The 21,160-nt window shown below is 63.6% G+C and carries 18 protein-coding genes; 2 read left to right on the top strand and 16 right to left on the bottom strand.

All coding sequences use genetic code 11. The annotated features are described in order from the left end of the window. Nucleotides 1-13: 13 nt before the first annotated feature. From typA to epmA, 3 genes are all read right to left on the bottom strand, one after another. Nucleotides 14-1,834 carry a translational GTPase TypA gene (gene typA, locus EHO51_RS00635; RefSeq protein WP_124737259.1) on the bottom strand — a complete coding sequence of 607 codons (1,821 nt, stop codon included), beginning with the start codon at nt 1,832-1,834 and terminating at the stop codon, nt 14-16. A 174-nt stretch (nt 1,835-2,008) separates the two neighbouring features. Beyond that, on the bottom strand, nt 2,009-3,595 hold the full coding sequence (locus EHO51_RS00630; protein WP_124737258.1) for a hypothetical protein: 1,587 nt from the start codon (nt 3,593-3,595) through the stop codon (nt 2,009-2,011). A gap of 21 nt (nt 3,596-3,616) precedes the next feature. Next, nucleotides 3,617-4,660, bottom strand: a complete 1,044-nt coding sequence (gene epmA / locus EHO51_RS00625) for an EF-P lysine aminoacylase EpmA (protein ID WP_124737257.1) — start codon at nt 4,658-4,660, stop codon at nt 3,617-3,619. Between the two features lie 95 nt (nt 4,661-4,755). On the opposite strand from epmA, the gene efp reads away from it, so the two are divergent. Further along, on the top strand, nt 4,756-5,325 hold the full coding sequence (gene efp / locus EHO51_RS00620) for an elongation factor P (RefSeq protein ID WP_029651659.1): 570 nt from the start codon (nt 4,756-4,758) through the stop codon (nt 5,323-5,325). Between the two features lie 122 nt (nt 5,326-5,447). On the opposite strand, the gene EHO51_RS00615 is transcribed toward efp, so the two are convergent. Beyond that, nucleotides 5,448-5,855, bottom strand: coding sequence for a very short patch repair endonuclease (locus EHO51_RS00615; RefSeq protein ID WP_124737256.1), 408 nt, complete (start codon nt 5,853-5,855; stop codon nt 5,448-5,450). Between the two features lie 151 nt (nt 5,856-6,006). Next, on the bottom strand, nt 6,007-7,152 hold the full coding sequence (locus EHO51_RS00610; protein WP_124737255.1) for a DNA cytosine methyltransferase: 1,146 nt from the start codon (nt 7,150-7,152) through the stop codon (nt 6,007-6,009). Between the two features lie 224 nt (nt 7,153-7,376). On the opposite strand from EHO51_RS00610, the gene EHO51_RS00605 reads away from it, so the two are divergent. Beyond that, nucleotides 7,377-7,685 (top strand): hypothetical protein, encoded by a 309-nt coding sequence (locus EHO51_RS00605; RefSeq protein WP_109025772.1) that lies wholly within the window; start codon nt 7,377-7,379, stop codon nt 7,683-7,685. Nucleotides 7,686-7,713: 28 nt separating this feature from the next. Here EHO51_RS00605 and EHO51_RS00600 read toward each other — a convergent pair whose 3' ends face one another. The 11 genes from EHO51_RS00600 to nuoF all read right to left on the bottom strand — a co-directional run bounded on the left by EHO51_RS00600 (nt 7,714) and on the right by nuoF (nt 21,156). Then, entirely contained in the window at nt 7,714-9,384 is a 1,671-nt protein-coding gene (locus EHO51_RS00600; RefSeq protein ID WP_124737254.1) for a ribonuclease J, read from the bottom strand. Continuing rightward, nucleotides 9,381-10,169 (bottom strand): biotin--[acetyl-CoA-carboxylase] ligase, encoded by a 789-nt coding sequence (locus EHO51_RS00595; protein WP_245434684.1) that lies wholly within the window; start codon nt 10,167-10,169, stop codon nt 9,381-9,383. Before EHO51_RS00595 ends, EHO51_RS00600 begins: the two co-directional genes overlap by 4 nt. Nucleotides 10,170-10,199: 30 nt before the next feature. Then, the gene (gene nuoN, locus EHO51_RS00590) at nt 10,200-11,633 is read right to left on the bottom strand and encodes an NADH-quinone oxidoreductase subunit NuoN (RefSeq protein WP_124737252.1); all 1,434 of its coding nucleotides are present in this window, start codon (nt 11,631-11,633) and stop codon (nt 10,200-10,202) included. A gap of 13 nt (nt 11,634-11,646) precedes the next feature. Beyond that, a complete protein-coding gene (locus tag EHO51_RS00585; RefSeq protein WP_124737251.1) occupies nt 11,647-13,155 on the bottom strand; it encodes an NADH-quinone oxidoreductase subunit M in 1,509 nt (502 codons plus the stop codon). Continuing rightward, complete coding sequence (gene nuoL, locus EHO51_RS00580; RefSeq protein WP_124737250.1) at nt 13,155-15,197, bottom strand: NADH-quinone oxidoreductase subunit L; 2,043 nt, start codon at nt 15,195-15,197, stop codon at nt 13,155-13,157. Before nuoL ends, EHO51_RS00585 begins: the two co-directional genes overlap by 1 nt. Nucleotides 15,198-15,205: 8 nt before the next feature. Then, nucleotides 15,206-15,517 carry an NADH-quinone oxidoreductase subunit NuoK gene (gene nuoK / locus EHO51_RS00575; RefSeq protein WP_018407012.1) on the bottom strand — a complete coding sequence of 104 codons (312 nt, stop codon included), beginning with the start codon at nt 15,515-15,517 and terminating at the stop codon, nt 15,206-15,208. Between the two features lie 11 nt (nt 15,518-15,528). Then, nucleotides 15,529-16,131 (bottom strand): NADH-quinone oxidoreductase subunit J, encoded by a 603-nt coding sequence (locus tag EHO51_RS00570; protein ID WP_029648971.1) that lies wholly within the window; start codon nt 16,129-16,131, stop codon nt 15,529-15,531. 68 nt (nt 16,132-16,199) lie between these two features. Then, nucleotides 16,200-16,688 (bottom strand): NADH-quinone oxidoreductase subunit NuoI, encoded by a 489-nt coding sequence (gene nuoI, locus EHO51_RS00565; protein WP_018407010.1) that lies wholly within the window; start codon nt 16,686-16,688, stop codon nt 16,200-16,202. Nucleotides 16,689-16,695: 7 nt separating this feature from the next. Continuing rightward, nucleotides 16,696-17,745 carry an NADH-quinone oxidoreductase subunit NuoH gene (gene nuoH / locus EHO51_RS00560; protein WP_370646324.1) on the bottom strand — a complete coding sequence of 350 codons (1,050 nt, stop codon included), beginning with the start codon at nt 17,743-17,745 and terminating at the stop codon, nt 16,696-16,698. Nucleotides 17,746-17,756: 11 nt separating this feature from the next. After that, nucleotides 17,757-19,817: an NADH-quinone oxidoreductase subunit NuoG gene (gene nuoG, locus EHO51_RS00555; protein WP_124737249.1), complete on the bottom strand. Its 2,061-nt coding sequence runs from the start codon at nt 19,815-19,817 to the stop codon at nt 17,757-17,759. Between the two features lie 34 nt (nt 19,818-19,851). Continuing rightward, on the bottom strand, nt 19,852-21,156 hold the full coding sequence (gene nuoF, locus EHO51_RS00550; RefSeq protein ID WP_018407007.1) for an NADH-quinone oxidoreductase subunit NuoF: 1,305 nt from the start codon (nt 21,154-21,156) through the stop codon (nt 19,852-19,854). Nucleotides 21,157-21,160 lie beyond the last annotated feature (4 nt).

The raw sequence follows: 21,160 nt of genomic DNA, 5'->3' as shown, positions 1-21,160 counted from the left end.
TTGGCGCGCGCCCTCACTCCACCAGCGCGGCCTTGCCCTTCGCCTTCTTGCGGTCGTTGGGGTCGAGAAACACCTTGCGCAGGCGGATCGATTTCGGCGTCACTTCCACGCGCTCGTCGTCCTCGATATAGGCCAGCGCCTTTTCCAGCGTCATCTGGATCGGCGGCGTCAGGCGCACCGCCTCGTCCTTCGACTGCGTGCGGATGTTGGTGAGCTGCTTGCCCTTCAGCACATTGATCTCGAGATCATTGTCGCGCGTATGTTCGCCGACGATCATGCCCTTATAGACCTTCCAGCCCGGCTCGATCATCATCGGGCCGCGATCTTCCAGCTTCCACATCGCGTAAGCGACGGCCTCGCCGGAATCATTGCTGATCAGCACGCCGTTGCGGCGTCCCTGAATCTCGCCCTTATAGGGCGCATATTCATGGAACAGGCGGTTCATGATCGCCGTGCCGCGCGTGTCGGTGAGAAGTTCGCCCTGATAGCCGATGAGGCCGCGCGTCGGCGCATGGAAGACGAGCCGCAGGCGATTGCCGCCCGACGGACGCATCTCGATCATCTCGGCCTTGCGCTCATTCATCTTCTGCACGACGACGCCAGAATGCTCCTCGTCGACGTCGATGACGACTTCTTCGATCGGCTCCAGAATGTCGCCGCTCTCGTCCTTCTTGAAGACGACCTTGGGGCGCGAGACGCCGAGTTCGAAGCCCTCGCGGCGCATGGTCTCGATCAGAATGCCGAGCTGCAATTCGCCGCGGCCCGAGACGATATAGGCGTCGCCCGCCGGCGCGTCCTCGACGCGCAGCGCGACATTGCCTTCGGCTTCCTTGAAGAGGCGCGCGCGGATCATGCGGCTCGTGACCTTGTCGCCTTCCGTGCCCGCGAGCGGGCTGTCATTGACGAGGAAGGTCATGGAGAGCGTCGGCGGATCGATCGGCTGCGCCTGCAGCGGCTCGTTGACTTCCAGCGCGCAGAGCGTGTCGGCGACGTTGAATTTTTCGAGGCCGGCGATGGCGACGATGTCGCCGGCTTCCGCCTCGTCGATCGGCTGGCGCTCAATGCCGCGGAAGGCGAGAATTTTCGACACGCGGCCCTGTTCGACGATCTTGCCGGTGCGGTCGAGCACCTTCACCGCCTGATTGGGCTTCACGCTGCCGGCGAAGACGCGGCCGGTGATGATGCGGCCAAGATAGGGGTTCGCTTCGAGCAGCGTGCCGAGCATGCGGAAGCCGCCGTCCTCGACGGTGGGCGCCGGCACATGCTTGACGACGAGATCGAAGAGCGGCGCCATGCCGTCCTGCGGGCCGGTCGGCTCCTCGGCCATCCAGCCTTGCTTGGCGGAGCCGTAGATGATCGGAAAGTCGAGCTGCTCGTCGGTGGCGTCGAGCGCGGCGAAGAGATCGAACACCTCATTGACGACTTCCGAGACGCGGGCGTCGGGCTTGTCGACCTTGTTGACGCAGACGATCGGCTTCAGGCCGATCTTGAGCGCCTTGCCGACGACGAATTTCGTCTGCGGCATCGGGCCTTCGGCGGCGTCGACGAGCACGATGGCGCCGTCGACCATCGACAGGATGCGCTCAACCTCGCCGCCGAAATCGGCGTGGCCGGGCGTGTCGACGATGTTGATGCGCACATCCTTCCAGGTGATGGAGGTGGCCTTCGCCATAATGGTGATGCCGCGCTCTTTTTCGAGATCGTTCGAATCCATCACGCGTTCGGCGACGCGCTGGTTTTCGCGAAAGGCGCCCGACTGCTGGAGCAGGCGGTCGACGAGCGTGGTCTTGCCATGGTCGACGTGGGCGATGATGGCGATGTTGCGCAGCTGCATGTTCAAAGGCCGGCCAGGTAAAACAGCCGCCTCTGCGGCCGCTCGAGAGCGGCCGGGAACTGGAGACGCTGGCTGTTGTTGCGATGCAGCGTCTCATACCTCAAGGCGGGGGAATTTGGAAGCGGAGCCGGCCTGGGCGGTCCTCCCAAGGCCAGACCCCGCCCGAACCGCGGCTCAGCGCGCCGGGCACTGCTCCCGGCAGCGCCGCCAGGCGGGGATGCATTGCGACCCCAGGCCGCCATCGGCGAGACAGGCGTCCCGCTCGGCGTTGCATTCCCGCAGGCACTGCTCCCGCGGCGTCGGCTCCGGCGGCGGGGGCGGCGGAGGCCGTGGCGCGGTGAAGGTGGTGAGATCTCCGAGCTCCTGCTCGATCATGCTCATCGGGCTGAAGACGAAGGAGCTCCCGTCGTCCGGTCCGCCCCACAAAATGCCGTGCAGGCTCGCCTGACTGCCGGTCGGCAGGATGGAGAAGACGGGGGAGCCGCTGTCGCCATTGTCCGTCAGCTTGTTCGTCCCGCTGACCCGCCCGACGCGGCTCTGGCACAGCAGCCTGACGTCGGTGTCCGCGACATTAACGTCGATGCAGGTCGCGCGCACGTCGCCGAAGGCCCAGCCGGTCGTGCGGCCGATTTTGTTGAGCCTCATGCCCACCACGGAGTCCGGCGTCTCGCTGACGATCAGAAATGTGCTCGGAGAGCCGTTGATCGTCAGCGAGCCGGTATTGTTCGTCGTTCGCGCGATTTCGAAACGCCCGCGGTCGATGCGATAATCGGCGTAGGCGCTGTCGCTGAAGCGGCATTTCTTCCCCGATGGGCACACGCCGCCGGTGAAGTATGGCGGGTCTCTGTCCTCGTCGCCGATCTTATTGCCGGAAAGCAGCGGATCGTTCGGCTGATGGAAATCGTCGTCGTTGCTGACGCCGCGATTCTTGGTGCAGTGAGAATTGGTGATAAAGCCGTCGCGGCCATTGCGCACGACATTGAATCCGAGCGTGCAGAGCTTGAAGGCGAAAACGCCGGTGTCGATTTCGATCTGAACGCCGGCGGGCACCGGCCGACGTTTATCGCGCAACGAGGCGTGAAAACGGATCGGCTGCGTTTCTTCGATGATCAGCGCTTCGAACGGAACGCCGAGCGATTTCGCCAGAGCTTCGAATCTTTGGCGCGACGGATCGCCGACGACGCCGATGGTCACGCGATTGCGGCGTTCGTCGAGATCGACGAAGACGATCTCCTGGCCGTCGAGCGCCGGGCTGAAGCTTTTCTTCCATTTGGCGAGCTCGACGACGTCGTAGTCGCCTTTGATGATGTTCGGTTCTTGAGCGCGGCCTTTGGCGGCGGCGTTTTGCGTCAGGAACTCCGCGCCGAGCACGCTGGCGATGGCCGACGTGACCTGCGACCGCGCGGCTTTCATCGCATCCGCGCTGCGTAGTTCGGGGGCGTTTTTCATATAGACCTGCAGCGCGCCCTTCTCGTCGAAATACATCCCGCCGAAACCTGGCGCCTGCTCGCCAATTTTCACGAGCTTGTCGTCGAAGGTGGAGACGGGCGTGGCCGGCGCTGCGGGCGCTTCGCTCTGCTGCGCCATGGCGGCTGTCGCGATCGTCATGGCGAGGGCCACAACAGATTTCAGCAATAATTTAAGGCCCATCGCGCCCTCCATCAAATCATGCGCGGCGCGCGAGCGCGTATCGCTCGCGTTCGCCGCCAAATGGCGCCAAATATGGACGTCATTGCCAGCGTAGGACTTACGTGCCGGCATCGCGTCGTTTATTTGAATGAACTAGAGCGCCGTGCCGCGCTCGGCCACTGGCGTCCACAGCACCTGCTCGATGTGCGCAGCTCCCGTCGCGAGCATCACCAGCCGGTCAAAGCCCAGCGCAACGCCGCAGGCCGGCGGCATCTCGGCCAGAGCGGCGAGAAAATCCTCGTCGATCGGATAGGTCTCGCCGTAGATGCGGCGCTTCTCCTGCATCTGCGCCTCGAAGCGCCGGCGTTGCTCCGCCGCGTCGGTCAGTTCGGCAAAGCCATTAGCGAGCTCGACCCCGCAGACATAGAGTTCGAAGCGATCGGCGAAGCGCGGATCGTCGGCGTTGGCGCGGGCGAGCGCCGCCTCGCTCACCGGATAATCCGTCAGAATCGTCGGCCGCTCGCGACCGAGCATGGGCTCGATTTTTTCGGACATGATCTTGCTAAAGAGATCCGACCAGCCGTCGTCGTCGACCACCCGTATGCCGTCCCGCGCGGCGGCGCGCGCCAGTCCGTCGCGGTCGTCGAGCAGCGATTCCAAATCAATGCTCGCGTGGGTCGCAAAGGCCTCGCAGACGCTGATGATTTGCGGTTCCTCGAAGGGATCGCAAACGCGTTCCATCCAGGCGAAATCCGTCGCGCCGGCCGCCCGCGCCGCGCTCGCCAGCAATCCGGCGCAATCCTCCATCAGCCGCAGCGTCGGCGCCTCCGCGCGGTACCACTCCAGCATGGTGAATTCCGGATGGTGCAGGGCGGAGCGCTCGCGATTGCGGAAGACATGCGCAAGGGTGAAAATCCGCTCCTCGCCTGCCGCGAGCAGCTTCTTGCAGGAAAACTCCGGCGAGGTATGGAGAAAAAGTCGGCTCCGCTCGCCGGCCGAGCCGATCAACTCGGTCGCGAAGGCCGAAAGATGCGTTTCATTGCCGCCGGATAGCTGAAGCGCCGCCGTTTCGACCTCGGCGAAGCCTTCCGCGGCGAAGAAGCGTCGGACGGCGGCGGCGATCGCCGCCCTGCCCTTGAGAAAGGGCTTGCGGTCGGCATAAACATCCCGAGCCCACCAAGGCGACGCGCGCGTCATAAGGTCTCCCGCGAGGCGGGGCCCGGATTGCCGGCGCGCCCGAAATATGGTCTGACCGCCGTTCATAAACTAGGCCGGCAATAAGGGATACGGACGTGAAAGTCATCGCCAGTTCGATTCGCAAAGGCAATATCATCGAGAGAGATGACGGGCAGCTTTACGTCGTCCTGACCGCCGAAAGTTTTTTCCCCGGCAAGGGCACCCCGACGACGCAGATCGACATGCGCCGACTCTCGGACGGCGTCAAAACTTCGGACCGCTACAAGACGACCGAACAGGTCGAGCGCGCCTTCGTCGAGGATCAGGATTTCAGCTATCTCTACAATGACGGCGACGGCTATCACTTCATGAATCAGGCGAGCTACGAGCAGATCATCGTGCCCACCGATGTGATCGGCGATCAGGCGCAGTGGCTGCAGGAGGGCATGGTCTGCATCCTGTCGATGTTCAACGGCGTGGCCGTTGGCATTCAGTTGCCGCCGCGCGTGACGCTGGAGATCATCGAGACAGAGCCGGCGATGAAGGGCCAGACCGCATCCTCGTCCTATAAGCCGGCGAAGCTCGCCAATGGCGCGCGCGTGATGGTCCCGCCGCATATTCAGCCCGGCACGCGCGTCGTCATCCAGACCGAAGACGGCGCCTATGTCGAGCGCGCCAAGGATTGAGGGGGCGTATCCCTCCCCTCGACGGGGAGGGTGGTTCGCGTAGCGAACCGGGTGGGGTGAAAAGCCCCCCACCCGCGCCGCTTTGCGGCGCGACCTCCCCGCAAGGGGGAGGTATGCGCCCCCTACCCCAGAAATTCGCGCAGCTTCTTTTCCACGCCGGCTTTATCCTTCAGCTCGCATTCCCAGACCGTGAGCGCGCGCCAGCCCATCGCCGCGAGCGCCGCCTGATGCGCCGCGTCGCGCGCGATGTTCCTGGCGATCTTGGCGCGCCAATAGTCGGCGTTGGCCTTGGGGCTGCGCGCGCCGCGCGGGCAATCATGCCCGTGCCAGAAGCAGCCATGGACGAAGATCGCGCGCTTGCGGCCGATGAAAGCGATGTCGGGATTGCCGGGAACGTCCTTGCGATGCAGCCGATAACCCGGCGCGAAACGCCTCAACATCGTCCGCACGGCGATTTCGGGAGCGGTGTCGCGCCCCTTCACCGCACGCATGATGGCGGAGCGACGTTCGCGCGTTTCTTTCACGCTCACGCGTAAGACCCCCTCCCCAGCCCTCCCCCGCTGCGCTTCGCTTGCGGGAGAGGGAGCAGAGACCGCCCGTCATAAAGGTTTCGGCTAGCCCGGCAGCGCTGATCGCGACGATTCCCTCTCCCGCGAAGCGGGGGAGGGTTAGGGAGGGGGCTCAAGCCGCCTCCTGCACGGCACATGTATTCAGCAACGGCTCCAACAGGCTCGCTGCAATGTGGCGCACGACCGGAACGACGACGCCGTCACCAGTCAAATGATAGGCGTCGCTATAGGTCGCGGGGAGCAGATAATCTTCCGGCAGTCCCATCAGCCGCGCGGTCTCACGCGCCGACATCAGCCGCGAACGCACCTTGCCCTTATTGAACACCAGCACATATTGCCGGCTCGAGCCGCCGGCCGGCGTGCGCAGACAACCGGCGATCTCGTCAAAACGCGCCTCGGCGCGCTGAATCTTGACGCCATTCTGATAGCGGGTACGGCGATAAAGCGTGCCCACCATCTTGCGCCCGGCGCGCTTCACATCGGCGATCTTTGCGAGATTAACGTCGCTCATCATGGCGATGAGCGCATTTGTCTCGCTTACGCTATGCCACGCCACATCTGTCGGAGCGTCTTCGATCACATCGCAAAGAGTTGTGTTGCGCAGCGGCGGCGCCGGCAAATTCCACCAGAGCCAGTTGTCGCGTAGCCGCTTCGGCAGACGCTCATGCGCCGCGACAAGTGCGCGGGTGTGAAACGGCGCGTCTGCGCTCTTCCTCGTTAACGCAGAAGAAGCCGACACATCCTCGCGCGCGGCGATGATGAACAGCCGCGGGCGCGATTGCGGAACGAACAGCGCGGCATCGATGACCAGCGCGCCGAACCTGTAACGCTCCTTCGCCAGCGCCTCGCAGATTTTAGTAAAATCCTTGCCGCCATGCGAAGTGAGCGCGCCGCAGACGTTTTCGAGCACGATGACCGACGGCGCACGGCCCTCCTCGCGGAGCGCCTTCATCAAATCCCAGAACGGCCAAAACGTCCCGGATCTTTCGCCCTTCAATCCGGCGCCGGCGCCGGCGAGCGACAGGTCCTGACAGGGGAAGGACGCCCAGACGAGATCGGCGCGGCCTGGCAATTGCGCTGTGGATAACTCGCGCACGTCGCCGACGTGCAGCGCCTCCCCGCCCCAATTGGCGCGGTAGCTTTCGGCTTTCTTGCGATCGAAGTCATTGGCGAAAAGGCAGCGCCAGCCGTCGCCGAGACCGGCGCGAGCCATGCCGCCGCCGGCGAAGAATTCATAATAGGCAGGCCTATCGTCCATCCGCGATTCGCTCCAAGCGCAGCGTATCCGCCCGGCGCCGGCTCCGCGACCCGAAAAGAAGCGTGATGGCTTTGCGAACGCGAAGCCGAGAACACTGTCACATAGGTTTTATGCTTCTGTGATTGGGAAATCTCCCGACCTGCTGGCTGGGTCACCCGGGGCGACAGCTTCGCGCAGGCGCTGCCTGACGCACCTGCGCCTGCTCAGCGATGATGGAGTAAATAATGAAAAAGTTCCTGCCTCTCTTAGCGCTGATTTTGTCGCCAGCCTTTGCTCACGCGGAGGAGGCCTTCGACTGCAATAAAAAGTTCGACGGCGAGGTCGAATGCAAGGTCAAGAAGGACAAGGTCGCGGTTAAGGCCGTGGCCATCGACGGCGGCGAATGCGCCGCGCCGACCTCTTCGAAGGTCTACGGAAAGGCCATGAAGAAGGGCGACAAGTTCAAGCTGCCCGGCGCGCAGGAGTGCTTTTACGTCAGCGGATTCACCATCACGACGACGGACGGCAAGACCCAAAAGTTTTACGCCTTCTAAAAGGCGATCCGCCTGAGCGCGTCGCCGCTCAGGTGGCCACGACCATCACATGCACCGTGGGCTTCTTGCCCCAGACGGACGATACGGCGCCGCGAACGGCGCGCTCGATCGCCTTTGAAACGGCGTCGGCGTCGCGGCGCCGCGGACGCGACAGTCCCTCGAAAGCTGCAAAGAGCGCCTCGTCAATGACTTCGCCCATCTCCTCGCCGAATTTGCCGCGTTTCGGCACCCCAGCGAAGACGACGTCCGGATCGCCGACAAGCTCGCCCTTGCGGTCGACCGCCAGCGCGATGGAAATGACGCCGGTGGCAGAGAGGCGCAAGCGGTCACGCACGGCGCCGTCGTCTTCGGTCAGGACGACGTCGCCATCCTTCATCAGACGGCCGTGCGGGGCCTTCCCGATGATGCCCGGCGCGCCCGGCGCCAGTCTTACGATGTCGCCATTGCGCGCCGAGACGACCTGCGAAACGCCATGCGACTTGGCGAAGGCCGCATGCGCAGTGAGATGATGCGCCTCGCCATGGGCCGGCACGGCGATCTGCGGCCGGATCCATTCGTACATTTGCCTGACTTCGCCGCGGCGCGGATGGCCGGAGCAATGCACGAGGTGGTCGTGGTCGGTGATGACCTCGACGCCGATGTCGCAAAGAGCGTTGATGACGCGAAAGACGTCGCGCGCATTTCCCGGAATGACGCGCGAGGAGAAGATCACCCGATCGCCCGCGACAAGCTTGATCGCCGGATGTTCGTTCACCGCCGCCCGGGCCATGGCGGCGCGGTACTCGCCCTGGCTTCCGGTCGCGATGACGACGGTCTTGTCGCGCGGCAAGGTCGGCAGCAATTCTGGCGCGTGAAATCCGGGGAGCCCGTCGAGATAGCCGCAATCTCGCGCGACCTGGATGGCGCGATCCATCGCCCTCCCGGCGACGACGACGGTGCGCCCGCAGGCCTGCGCCGCTTCGCCGATGCCGCGCAGCCGCGCAATATTGGACGCGAAGGTCGTGACCAGCACCCGGCCCGGGGCTTCGGCGATCAGCGTGCGCAACGTGCGCGCAACGTCGGCTTCCGAAAAACTGTCGCCCTCGCGCAGGATGTTGGTCGAGTCGCAGATGAGCGCCGTGACGCCCTCGTCGCCGAGCGCGCGGAGCCGCGCCTCGTCGATGCGCGTCCCGACGCCGGGCTGCGGATCGATCTTCCAGTCGCCGGTGTGGAGCAGCAGGCCGAGCGGCGTTCGGATCGCGAGCGCATTCGCTTCCGGAATCGAATGCGCGACCGCGACATATTCGACCTGGAACGGATCGAGATCGAGCTTTGCGCCGGCATGCGTCAGGGAAATGTCGATCTTCGGCGCGCCGGGTTCGTTCAACCGCCGCACTTCAAGGAGGCCCGCCGCAAAGGGGGTGGCGAACACCCTGCATTTGAGCCGCGGCCATAAGGTCGCGAGCCCGCCGATATGATCCTCATGCGCATGGGTGATGCAAATGCCGACGAGATCGCGCGCGATCTTCTCGACGAAGGCGATGTCGGCGAAGACGAGGTCGACGCCGGGCGCCTCGGGTCCCGGAAATCCGAGGCCGCAGTCGACCATCAGCCATTTGCGCGCTTTCGGCGGCCCGTAGCCGTAGAGCGCCATGTTCATGCCGATTTCGCCCAAGCCGCCGAGCGGCACGAAGACGAGGTCCGCGTCCGGCGTCGTCATGCGACGCCTCCCGCCGTGGTCTGCCGCGGGCCGAGCGACACGTCGCCCGCCTCGATGATGCGCTCGCCGTCACGCGTCGCCAGCACGAGACGGCCGATCGCGTCGATGGTCGCGAGGCGCCCCTCGACGGTCTCGCGCGGCAGCTCAACGCGGATTTGGGCGCCGATATAGGCGGCGTCCTTGAGCCAAGCGTCTCGGATGCGGGCGAAGCCCTCGCCGCCCCGCCAAAGATCAAGCGTTTCGACGAGCGCGTCCGACAGATGCGTAAAGAGCGTCGCAGCGTCTGGCGCGTTCGGCCCGATCGACGCCAGCGCGCGCGCTTCGAAGGGCAGATCGCGCGGCGCCTCGGCGCAGTTGACGCCGAGGCCAATGATCGCGACGGAGGTGCGGGGCGCGCGCGCGTCGCCTGTCGGCACGCCGACATTCTCGAGCAAAATCCCGCCGAGCTTGGCGCCCTCGAGCAGAAGATCATTGGGCCATTTCAGCGCGAAGCGGCCGGCGCCGCCTGTCGCGGCGCGCAACCCGCGCATGGCCGCGACGCCCGCCACGAAGCCGAGCTGCGGCGCCACGGCGGCTTCGCCGAAATCGCCAAGAACAAGGCTCGCATGAAGATTGCCCGGCGGCGAAATCCAGTCGCGTCCGAGACGGCCATGGCCGCGCGTCTGCCGCGCGGCGACCACCCATAACGGTCCGCGCTCGCCCGCCTCGATCAAACGTCGGGCTTCGTCATTGGTCGAATCGACGCTCTCCAGCGCGAGGAGGCGCACGCCGCGGGCGCGCGCCAATGATCCCAACTCCACGCGCGAATTACCTCCCTAGAAAAGCGACTTCGCCGCCGCCGCCGCCGCATCCATGACTGGGGAGGGATAGACCCAAAAGCCAAGCAGCGCCAGCGTGGAGGCGCCAAGCACCGCGCGCAGCGCCATCGGCGCGCGGTCGAAGGCCGGCGCCGGTTCATCAAAATACATGACCTTGACGACCCGCAGATAGTAGTAGGCCGCAACCGCGCTCGCCAGGACGCCGATGACCGCGAGGCCGAAGAGGCCAGCGTCGACCGCGGCGAGGAGCACGTAATATTTGGCGAAAAAGCCCGCGAGCGGCGGAACGCCGGCAAGCGAGAACATCAGCATCGCCAGGAAGAAGGCCATCCAACTATTGGTGCGCGACAGGCCGGCGAGGTCGGAGACGTTCTCGACATATCTGCCTTCGACGCGCATCGCGAGAATGGCGGCGAAAGTCCCGAGCGTCATGATCAGATAGATCGTGAGGTAGATCGCGACGCCGCGCACGCCCGCCTCGTCGCCGGCAGCCAGTCCGATCAGCGCAAACCCCATATGGCCGATCGAGGAATAGGCCATCAGCCGCTTGATATTCTCCTGCCCGATCGCCGCGAAAGAGCCGAGCAGCATCGAAGCGATGGCGATGAAGATGATGATCTGGCGCCATTGGTCTTTCACGCCGGGAAAGGCGGTAATGACAATGCGCACGGTGATCGCCACCGCCGCCATTTTGGCGGCCGATGCGAAGAAGGCGGTGACCGGCGTCGGCGCGCCCTGATAGACGTCGGGCGTCCACATATGGAACGGCGCCGCCGACATTTTGAAGGCGAGCGCGGCGAGGACGAAGACAAGCCCGAAGATCACGCCGATTGGCGCCGAGGTCGAGACGACCGACGCGATCCCGGCGAAGGACACTGTCCCCGCGAAGCCGTAGAGCAGCGACGCGCCGTAAAGCATCATGCCGGAAGAGAGAGCGCCGAGGACGAAATATTTCAGCCCGGCCTCCGACGATCGCCCGTCGTCGCGCGCGAAGGCGGCCATGACATAGAGCGCCAGCGACATCAGCTCGAGGCCGAGATAGAGCGCGATGAGATTATCGGCTGAAATCAGCAGCAACATGCCGAGCGTCGAGAGAATGATGAGCACCGGATATTCGAATTTCTCGAGCCCGTTGCGTTGCAGCCAGTCGACGGACAGCAGAATCGACACGATCGCGCCGATGAGCGTCAGCGCCTTCATGAAGCGCGAGAACCCGTCGTCGATATAGGCGCCGTCGAAGATGCTCGTGTCCGGCGTGCTCGACAGCGCGATCGCGACCAAGGCGAGGCCCAGAATGCCGACGGCCATTTCGTCAACGAGGCCGAAACCGCGCTCGCCGCGGAAGGCGCCGATGAGGATGAGGGCCATCACGCCAACGGCGAGAATGGTCTCAGGAAGAAAATGGTGCGCGAGTTGAACGAAGAAGGGCATCGTCAGCGATCCGTCATTGGCCAGCCGCCGCGAGCTTAATCGCGTCGATGAGCGCCGTATGAGTCTGGATGAGATTGTCGACCGACGCCTGCGTCGCGCTCAGAATGGCCTGCGGCTGCACGCCGTAGTAAATCGTGAGCAGGACAAGCGGCGTGAAGATCGCAATCTCGCGCGGCGTCAGATCGGCGATGTTCTTGAGGCTGGCCTTGTCCAAAACCCCGAAGATCACGCGGCGGTAGAGATAGAGGGCGTACGCCGCAGACAGAACGACGCCGCTCGTCGCGATCAGCGCGACCCAGCTATTCGCCTGGAACGCGCCGGTCAGCGACAGGAACTCGCCGATGAAGCCCGTCGTTCCTGGCAGGCCGACATTCGCCATGGTGAACAGCATGAACACGAAGGCGTAGATCGGCATGCGGTTGACGAGCCCGCCATAGGCGGAGATCTCGCGCGTATGCATGCGGTCGTAGATCACGCCGACGCAAAGGAACAGCGCGCCGGAGACGAGGCCGTGCGAGATCATCTGGAAGATCGCGCCCTGCATGCCTTGCGCATTGAGCGTGAAGAGGCCCATCGTGACGAAGCCCATATGCGCGACGGACGAATAGGCGATGAGCTTCTTGATGTCTTCCTGAACGAGCGCGACGAGCGAGGTGTAGACGATCGCGATCACCGACAGCGCGTAGATGAGCGGCGCGAAATTGGTCGAAGCGTCGGGAAACATCGGCAGCGAGAAGCGGATGAAGCCGTAGCCGCCCATCTTCAGGAGAATCGCCGCAAGGATCACGGAGCCGGCCGTCGGCGCCTCGACATGCGCGTCGGGCAGCCAGGTGTGCACCGGCCACATCGGCATCTTCACCGCGAAGGAGGCGAAGAAGGCGAGCCACAGCCAGGTCTGCATCTCCTTGGGGAAGTCGGTATGCAGCAGCACGGTGATGTCGGTCGTGCCGGCCTTGCCATACATGGCGAGGATCGCGACCAGCATGAGGAGCGAACCGACGAGCGTGTAGAGAAAGAATTTGAAGCTCGCGTAAACGCGCCGCTTGCCGCCCCAGATTCCGATGATGAGAAACATCGGAATGAGGCCGCCCTCGAAGAAGAGATAGAACAGCACGATGTCGAGCGCGCAGAAGACGCCGACCATCAGCGTCTCGAGCACCAGGAAGGCGATCATATATTCTTTCACGCGCTTCTGGATCGAGTCCCAGGAGGCGAGAATGGCGAAGGGCATCAGGAAGGTCGTCAGCAGGACGAAGGGCATCGAAAAGCCGTCGACGCCCATCTTGTAGACGAGGCCCGAGCCGAGCCAGTTTTTCTCCTCGACGAACTGAAACGCCGCGCTCGTCGTGTCGAAGCCGGACCAGATGACTAGCGACAACGCGAAGGTCGCGAGCGTCGTCGCCAGCGTCGCCCATCGGATATTGCGCAGGCTCGCTTCATCATCGCCCTTCTGCGTCAGCAGGAAGGCGACGCCGACCAGCGGCAGAAAGGTGACGCCGGAGAGAATGCCGAAACCAAACATCAGCGCAGCCCCCCGGCGATGAAGTAAGTGACGACCGCCGCGACGCCGATGAGCATGGCGAAGGCGTAGTGATAGACGTAGCCGGTCTGCAAGCGCACCGCGAGCCTGGCGCCATCGGCGACTCGCGCGGCCACCCCGTCAGGCCCGAGGCCATCGATGATCGCGCCGTCGCCGCCCTTCCAGAACATTCTGCCGAGCGCAAAGGCCGGCCGAACGAACAGGAAGTCGTAGAGCTCGTCAAAATACCATTTGTTGAGCAGGAACCGGTAAAGCCGCGGGAAGGCCCTGGCCAGCGCCTGCGCGGTTCCCGGCTTCAGCACATAGAAATAGAGCGCAACGGCGAAGCCCAAAGCCATCACCACGGTCGGCGCAAGACCGACGCCGAGCGCCACGTCATGGAACTTATGGATGATGTGATTGTCGCGGCCGGTGAAGAGAGCGCCTTTCCAGAATTCATCGTAATCATGGCCGATGAAGTATTTGCCAAAGACGATGCCCGCGCCGAGAGCGCCGAGGCCGAGCACCGCCAGCGGCGCCAGCATGACAATCGGCGACTCGTGTGGGGTGTGATGGCCGTGGCCATGGCCATGGTCGTGCGAATGATCCTGATGCGTTTGATCGCCATCCGCATGGGCTGAATCCGCCGCCGTCGGCTCCTCATCCGCATGGTCCGTTTGAACGGCATGGTCCTTACGGGCGCCAAAGAAGGTCATGAACACCAGCCGCCAGGAATAGAATGACGTCAGGCCGGCGGCGACCACGGTCGCGACAAAGGCGAACATCGCGACGTGATGATGTTCGCCCGCGGCGTAGGCTGCTTCGATGATCGCGTCCTTGGAATAGAAACCGGCGGTGAACGGGAAGCCCGTGAGCGCGAGCGTGCCGATGATCATCATCGCGAAGGTGAAGGGAATGTCCTTACGCAACCCGCCCATGTTGCGCATGTCCTGCTCGTGATGCATGGCATGGATCACGGAGCCCGCGCCGAGAAACAGCAGCGCCTTGAAAAAGGCGTGGGTGAAAAGATGATAGACGCCGATGCTATAGGCGCCGACCCCTTCCGCAACGAACATATAGCCGAGCTGCGAGCAGGTCGAATAGGCGATGACGCGCTTGATGTCGTTTTGCACGAGGCCGACCGTCGCGGCGAAAATGGCCGTGACCGCCCCCACCAAGGTCACGAATTCGAGAGTCGCGGGCGCATATTCGAAAATCGGCGAAAGGCGCGCCACCATGAAGACGCCGGCCGTCACCATCGTCGCAGCGTGAATGAGCGCCGAGACGGGCGTCGGGCCTTCCATCGCATCCGGCAGCCAGGTGTGCAGCAGGAATTGCGCCGACTTGCCCATCGCGCCGATGAAGAGCAGGAAGGTTGCGAGCGTCAGCGCGTCGACATCCATGCCGAAGACATGGATGGTCTTGCCGGCAAGCCCCGGGACGGCGGCGAAGACCTCCTCAAAGCCAAGCGACTTCGTCAGCTGGAAGACGAGGAAAATCCCGAGCGCGAAGCCAAAATCGCCGACGCGGTTGACGACGAAGGCCTTGATCGCGGCGGCGTTAGCCGAGGGCTTTTGATACCAGAAGCCGATAAGCAGATAGGACGCGAGACCGACGCCCTCCCAGCCAAAAAACATCTGCACGAGATTGTCGGCCGTCACCAGCATCAGCATGGCGAAAGTGAACAGCGACAAATAAGCGAAGAAGCGCGGGCGATCCGGATCCTCGTGCATGTAGCCGATGGAATAGAGATGCACGAGGCTCGACACCGTGTTGACGACGACGAGCATCACCGCCGTCAGCGTATCGACCCGTAGCGCCCAGTCGACCTTTAGGTCGCCCACGGTCATCCAATTGCCGATGATCGGCGCATAGCCGTGATCGTGGCCGAGCGCGACGTCGAAGAAGACGATCCAAGACAGCACGGCGCAGATCATCAAGAAGCCCGTGGTGACCAGCTCCGAGGCGCGCACCCCGATCCAAGGTCCGAGCGCGCCTGCGATCAGAAAGCCGACAAGCGGAAGAAAGACGATGGCGTAAATCATCGCTGGGGTCAGCCCTTCAAGGAATTGATGTCTTCGACGGCGATCGTGCCGCGGTTGCGATAGAAGGTGACGAGTATGGCGAGGCCGATCGCCGCCTCCGCCGCCGCGACGGTCAGAACGAAGAGCGCGAACACCTGACCCGTCAAATCGGCGAGCGACTGCGAGAAGGCGACAAAGTTCAGATTAACCGCAAGCAGGATCAGCTCAACCGACATGAGAATGACGATGATGTTCTTGCGGTTGAGGATGATGCCGGCGACGCCGAGCGTGAACAGGACCGCTGCGACGACGAGGTAATGCGTGAGGCCGATGGTCAGCATGGATGTCCTCGTTAGACGCCGGTCCGGAACGGAACTTTTTTGATCTCGATCACATTTTCGCGCGTGCGCGCGTTCTGCTCCTCGATCTTCTGCCGCTTGATGTTGGGCTTGTGATGCAGCGTCAGCACGATGGCGCCAATCATGGCGGTGAGCAGCACAAGCGCAGACGCCTGAAAGAAGATCACATATTTCGTATAGAGGATTTGGCCGAGCGCCGCGGTGTTGCTCATTTGCGGAATGATCGGATTGGCGGCGGCGTCGGCGGCCGAAGGCGCCGAACTCCAACCGAGCGCAACGAAACCTAATTCCGCGAGGACGACGACGCCGACCCCGACGCCGACCGGAAGATATTTGGCGAAGCCCTGCTTCAACTCGGCGAAATCGACGTCGAGCATCATGACGACGAACAGGAACAGCACCGCGACCGCGCCGACATAGACGACGATCAGGATCATCGCCAGGAACTCCGCGCCGGCGAGCAGAAACAGCCCCGCGCCATTGCAGAAGGCGAGGATGAGAAAGAGCACCGAGTGCACCGGATTGCGCGCGAAGATCACGACGCCGGCCGAGGCGATCATGATCGTGGCGAATAGGTAGAAAAATACGGCCTGCACGTTCTTCGTCCTCTCGAGCGCTGCGCTTTCGCGCCGCTCACATGCGAGCTTGGAGGCTCGCGGTCCAATTACCTGTACTGCGCGTCCATCGCGATGTTGCGCGCGATCTCGCGCTCCCAGCGGTCGCCGTTATCGAGCAGACGCTCCTTGTTGTAGTACAGCTCCTCGCGCGTCTCGACCGAGAATTCCGAATTGGGCCCCTCGACGATGGCGTCGACCGGGCAGGCTTCCTGGCAGTAGCCGCAATAGATGCATTTGACCATGTCGATGTCGTAGCGCGTCGTGCGGCGGGTGCCGTCGTTGCGGCGCGGTCCGGCTTCGATGGTGATCGCCTGCGCAGGACAGATCGCCTCGCACAGCTTGCAGGCGATGCAGCGCTCCTCGCCATTGGGATAGCGGCGCAACGCATGCTCGCCGCGGTAGCGCGGCGACTGCGGATTCTTTTCGTGCGGATAGTTGATCGTCGCCTTCGGCTTAAAGAAGTAGCGCATCGACAGCAGAAATGCGCCGACGAACTCGGTGAGGAAGAGCGACTTGGCGGCTTGATCGAGTTTCATGACGGCCTCAACTGCCTGCCGGTCCCGCCGGCCAGAACTGCAGCACGGCGGCGACGATGACGACCATGGCGAGGGAGATCGGCAGGAAGACTTTCCAGCCCAAACGCATCAGCTGATCGTAGCGATAGCGCGGCACGAAAGCCTTCACCATGGCGAAGAAGAAGAAGAAGAAGCTCACCTTCAGCGTGAACCAGATCACGCCCGGGACGTAGGTGAACGGCGCGATCTTGATCGGCGGCAGCCAGCCGCCAAAGAACAGGATCGTCAGCAGCGCGCACATGGTGACGATCGCCACATATTCGGCGAGCATGAACAGAACGTAGGGCGTCGCGGAATATTCGATCATGAAGCCGGCGACGAGCTCCGACTCCGCCTCCACGAGATCGAACGGCGGACGATTGGTCTCGGCGAGCGCCGAGACGAAGAAGACGACGAACATCGGGAACAGGCGCAGCCAATACCAGCCGGCCATGCCGTAGGACGTATCCTGCGCATTGACGATGTCGGTCAGATTGAGCGAGCCGGCGCAGAGCAGCACCGTGATGATGACGAAGCCGATCGAGACTTCATAGGAGACCATCTGCGCCGCCGAGCGGAGCGCCGACAGGAACGGATATTTCGAGTTCGACGCCCAACCGCCCATGATGACGCCATAGACGCCCAGCGACGACAGCGCGAAAATATAAAGGATCCCGACATTGATGTCGCCGACCGCCCAGCCGTCGGCGACCGGAATGACGGCCCAGGCGGCGATCGAGAGCGTCGCCATGATGAAGGGCGCGAACAGGAAAACGCCCTTGTTGGCGACGTCCGGGATCACCGGCTCCTTGAGCGCGAACTTGAGAAAGTCCGCGAAGCTCTGCAGCAACCCCCAGGGTCCGACGACATTCGGTCCGCGGCGCAACTGCACCGCCGCCCAGATCTTGCGGTCGGCGAGGATCACATAGGCCACATAGATGAGCAACGCGACCGCCAGCAAAACGCTCTTCACGAGCGCGAGAACAAGCGGATACGCGATGAAGAAATCCGAAATGGCGCTCGCCCAACCGTCGCTCACGTCCAAAGCTCCTATTCCGCCGCCTGCGCAAGCCGGCCCTGCGCCAGCGCCGAACATTCCGCCATGACCGCCGAGGCGCGGGCGATCGGATTTGTGAAGTAGAAGTTTTGGATCGCCGGCGCGAAGAAATCCTTCATCGCCACGGCCGGATGATTGGCGAGCGCCACGACCTGCGTGGATTCGCTCGGCGCAATCTCGTCCAATTCCGCGAAGTGCGGGTGGGACTCGACGAGCAGCCGGCGCAACGCCGCAAGCGAATCGAAGGGCAGCGGAGCGCCGAGCGCGCCCGAAAGCGCACGCAGCACCGCCCAATCCTCTCGCGCTTCTCCGGGCGGGAAGACGACGCGGAAGGCGCGCTGCACGCGGCCCTCCGTATTGACGTAAAGCCCGGACTTTTCCGTATAGGCGGCGCCGGGCAGGATCACGTCGGCGCGATGCGCGCCGCGATCGCCATGCGTGCCGATGTAAACCACGAAGGCGCCCGGTTCGATGGCGATTTCGTCAGCGCCGAGGTTGAAGATGAGATCGAGCGCGCCGGCCTTCGCCATCGCCCGCGCATCCAACCCGCCGGCGCCTGGCGTGAAGCCGAGATCGAGCGCGCCGACGCGCGCGGCCGCCGTATGCAGGACGGAGAAGCCGTTCCAGCCATCGCCGAGACCGCCGAGCCTTTGCGCGGCCTGAGCGGCGAGCGTGAGCGCCGCCTCCCCGTCGTCACGCGACAGAGCGCCCTGCCCGACGATGACGAGCAGCTTTTCAGCCGGCTTTGCGACGCGGATGAACTGCAGAAGCGATTCCGGTCCGGCTCCGAGATAGTCGTAGTCGTAGGTGAGATCGGCGCGCTCGCCGACAAGCGAGATCTTGAAGTCGCCTCTGAGCCAGCGCTTGCGGAGTCGCGCGTTGAGAACAGGCGCTTCCTTGCGCGGATTGGCGCCGATGATGAGCGCGGCGCCCGCCTGCTCGATCCCCGCGACCGTCGCGTTGAAGAGATAAGAGGCCCGGCCGAATTTCGGATCGAGTTTGGCGCCGTCCTGGCGGCAATCGAGATTGGGCGTTCCCAGCTGCTCGGCGAGGAGCTTCAGCGCGAAGGTCTCTTCGACCGCGGCGAGATCGCCGACCAGCGCGCCAATGCGCGACGCGGGCGTCGCCTTGGTTTTGGCGGCGACGGCGGCGAGCGCCTCCTGCCAGGAAGCCGGACGCAGCCGGCCGTTCTCGCGGATATAGGGGCGATCAAGGCGCTGCGTCTTCAGACCGTCGACAATCTGGCGCGTCTTGTCGGAAATCCACTCCTCGTTCACGAGGTCGTTGATGCGCGGCAGAATGCGCATGACTTCACGGCCGCGCGAGTCGACGCGGATCGCCGAGCCAAGCGCGTCCATGACGTCGATCGTCTCGGTCTTCTGATACTCCCAGGGACGGCCACGGAAGCTTTGCGGCTTGGGCAGCAGCGCGCCGACCGGACAGAGATCCGCGACATTGCCCTGCAGCTCGGAGGTCATCGCGCTTTCGAGATAGGTGGTGATCTCCATATCTTCGCCGCGGCCGATCGCGCCCATGTCGCCCGTGCCGGCGACCTCCGCCGTGAAGCGGACGCAACGCGTGCAATGGATGCAGCGGTTCATCTCGGTCTTGACCAGGACGCCGATATATTTGTCCTCGACCGCGCGCTTGTTTTCATGAAAACGCGAGCTGTCGACGCCAAAGACCAGCGCCTGATCCTGCAGATCGCATTCGCCGCCCTGATCACAGATCGGGCAATCGAGCGGATGGTTGATCAGCAGAAACTCCATCACCCCCTCGCGCGCCTTCTTCACCATCGGCGACTTGGTGAGCACTTCCGGCGGCGCGCCGTTCGGACCGGGGCGCAAATCCTTCACCGACATGGCGCAGGAGGCCTGCGGCTTCGGCGGTCCGCCCTTCACCTCGACGAGGCACATGCGGCAGTTGCCGGCGATCGACAGGCGCTCGTGATAACAAAAGCGTGGAATCTCGGCGCCGGCCTGCTCGCACGCCTGCAGCAGGGTGAAATCCCCGGGCACGTCCACTTCGACGCCATCGACGAGAATCTTGGTCACTTCGCTCTCTCCGAAGTCTCGATGGGTTCGATCATCACTCGGCCGCCACGCGGATCGGATCGGGATGCGGATTGGCCGCATATTGATCGATGCGATGTTCGATCACGTCGCGGAAATGCGTGATGAGCCCCTGGATCGGCCAGGCCGCGGCGTCGCCGAGCGCGCAGATCGTGTGGCCTTCGATCTGCTTTGACACATCGAACAGCATGTCGATTTCTTTTTTATGGGCGCGGCCTTCGACCATGCGCTGCACGACGCGCCACATCCAGCCGGTGCCCTCCCGGCACGGCGTGCACTGGCCGCAGCTCTCGTGCTTGTAGAAATAGGCGAGGCGCGCGATGGCGCGGATGATGTCGGTCGATTTGTCCATGACGATCACCGCCGCCGTGCCGAGGCCGGACTTCAGCGCCACGAGGCTGTCGAAATCCATCGGGCAGTCGACGATCTCATGCGACGGCACGCAGCGGACCGACGAGCCGCCGGGAATGACCGCGAGCAAATTGTCCCAGCCGCCGCGCACGCCCCCGCAATGAGTCTCGATGAGTTCGCGGAACGAGATCGACATCGCCTCTTCGACATTGCACGGACGATTGACGTGGCCGGAAATCGAAAAGAGCTTGGTGCCCGTATTGTTGGGCCTGCCGATGCCGGAGAACCAGGCTGCGCCACGGCGCAGGATGGTCGGCGCGACAGCGATCGACTCCACGTTATTGACCGTCGTCGGGCAGCCATAGAGACCGACATTCGCCGGGAACGGCGGCTTTAAGCGCGGCATGCCCTTCTTGCCTTCGAGGCTTTCGAGCAGCGCAGTCTCTTCGCCACAAATATAAGCGCCCGCGCCGTGATGGACGTAAAGGTCGAACGGATAGCCGTGGACGTTGTCCTTGCCGATCAGCCGCGCATCATAGGCTTCGTCGACGGCTTTCTGGAGCGCGATGCGCTCGGCGATGAACTCGCCGCGAATGTAAATGTAACAGGCATGCGCGCCCATGGCGAAGCTCGCGATGAGCGCGCCTTCGACCAGCGTATGCGGATCGTTGCGCATGATCTCGCGATCTTTGCACGTGCCGGGCTCCGACTCGTCGGCGTTGATGACGAGATAATGCGGACGCTTGGGGTCGATTTCCTTGGGCATAAAGGACCATTTCAGGCCCGTCGAAAACCCGGCGCCCCCACGCCCGCGCAATCCCGACGCCTTGATCTCATTGATGATCGAGTCGCGGCCCTTGTCGAGCAGCGCCTTGGTGTTGTCCCACTGGCCACGCTTTCGCGCGCCGGCAAGCGATCTGTCGCCCAGGCCATAAAGATTGGTGAAGATACGATCTGCGTCGGAAAGCATGGTT

The sequence above is a fragment of the Methylocystis rosea genome (assembly GCF_003855495.1).
GTDB lineage: Bacteria > Pseudomonadota > Alphaproteobacteria > Rhizobiales > Beijerinckiaceae > Methylocystis > Methylocystis rosea_A.
This window is presented reverse-complemented; position numbering and strand designations above follow the sequence as displayed.

Excerpts from the sequence above, each read along its gene's own strand:
- typA (WP_124737259.1), bottom strand. The coding sequence starts at position 1,834 with ATGCAGCTGCGCAACATCGCCATCATCGCCCACGTCGACCATGGCAAG.
- EHO51_RS00630 (WP_124737258.1), bottom strand. The coding sequence starts at position 3,595 with ATGCCGGCACGTAAGTCCTACGCTGGCAATGACGTCCATATTTGGCGC.
- epmA (WP_124737257.1), bottom strand. The coding sequence starts at position 4,660 with ATGACGCGCGCGTCGCCTTGGTGGGCTCGGGATGTTTATGCCGACCGC.
- EHO51_RS00610 (WP_124737255.1), bottom strand. The coding sequence starts at position 7,152 with ATGGACGATAGGCCTGCCTATTATGAATTCTTCGCCGGCGGCGGCATG.
- EHO51_RS00605 (WP_109025772.1), top strand. The coding sequence starts at position 7,377 with ATGAAAAAGTTCCTGCCTCTCTTAGCGCTGATTTTGTCGCCAGCCTTT.
- EHO51_RS00600 (WP_124737254.1), bottom strand. The coding sequence starts at position 9,384 with ATGACGACGCCGGACGCGGACCTCGTCTTCGTGCCGCTCGGCGGCTTG.
- nuoN (WP_124737252.1), bottom strand. The coding sequence starts at position 11,633 with ATGCCCTTCTTCGTTCAACTCGCGCACCATTTTCTTCCTGAGACCATT.
- EHO51_RS00585 (WP_124737251.1), bottom strand. The coding sequence starts at position 13,155 with ATGTTTGGTTTCGGCATTCTCTCCGGCGTCACCTTTCTGCCGCTGGTC.
- nuoL (WP_124737250.1), bottom strand. The coding sequence starts at position 15,197 with ATGATTTACGCCATCGTCTTTCTTCCGCTTGTCGGCTTTCTGATCGCA.
- nuoK (WP_018407012.1), bottom strand. The coding sequence starts at position 15,517 with ATGCTGACCATCGGCCTCACGCATTACCTCGTCGTCGCAGCGGTCCTG.
- nuoI (WP_018407010.1), bottom strand. The coding sequence starts at position 16,688 with ATGAAACTCGATCAAGCCGCCAAGTCGCTCTTCCTCACCGAGTTCGTC.
- nuoF (WP_018407007.1), bottom strand. The coding sequence starts at position 21,156 with ATGCTTTCCGACGCAGATCGTATCTTCACCAATCTTTATGGCCTGGGC.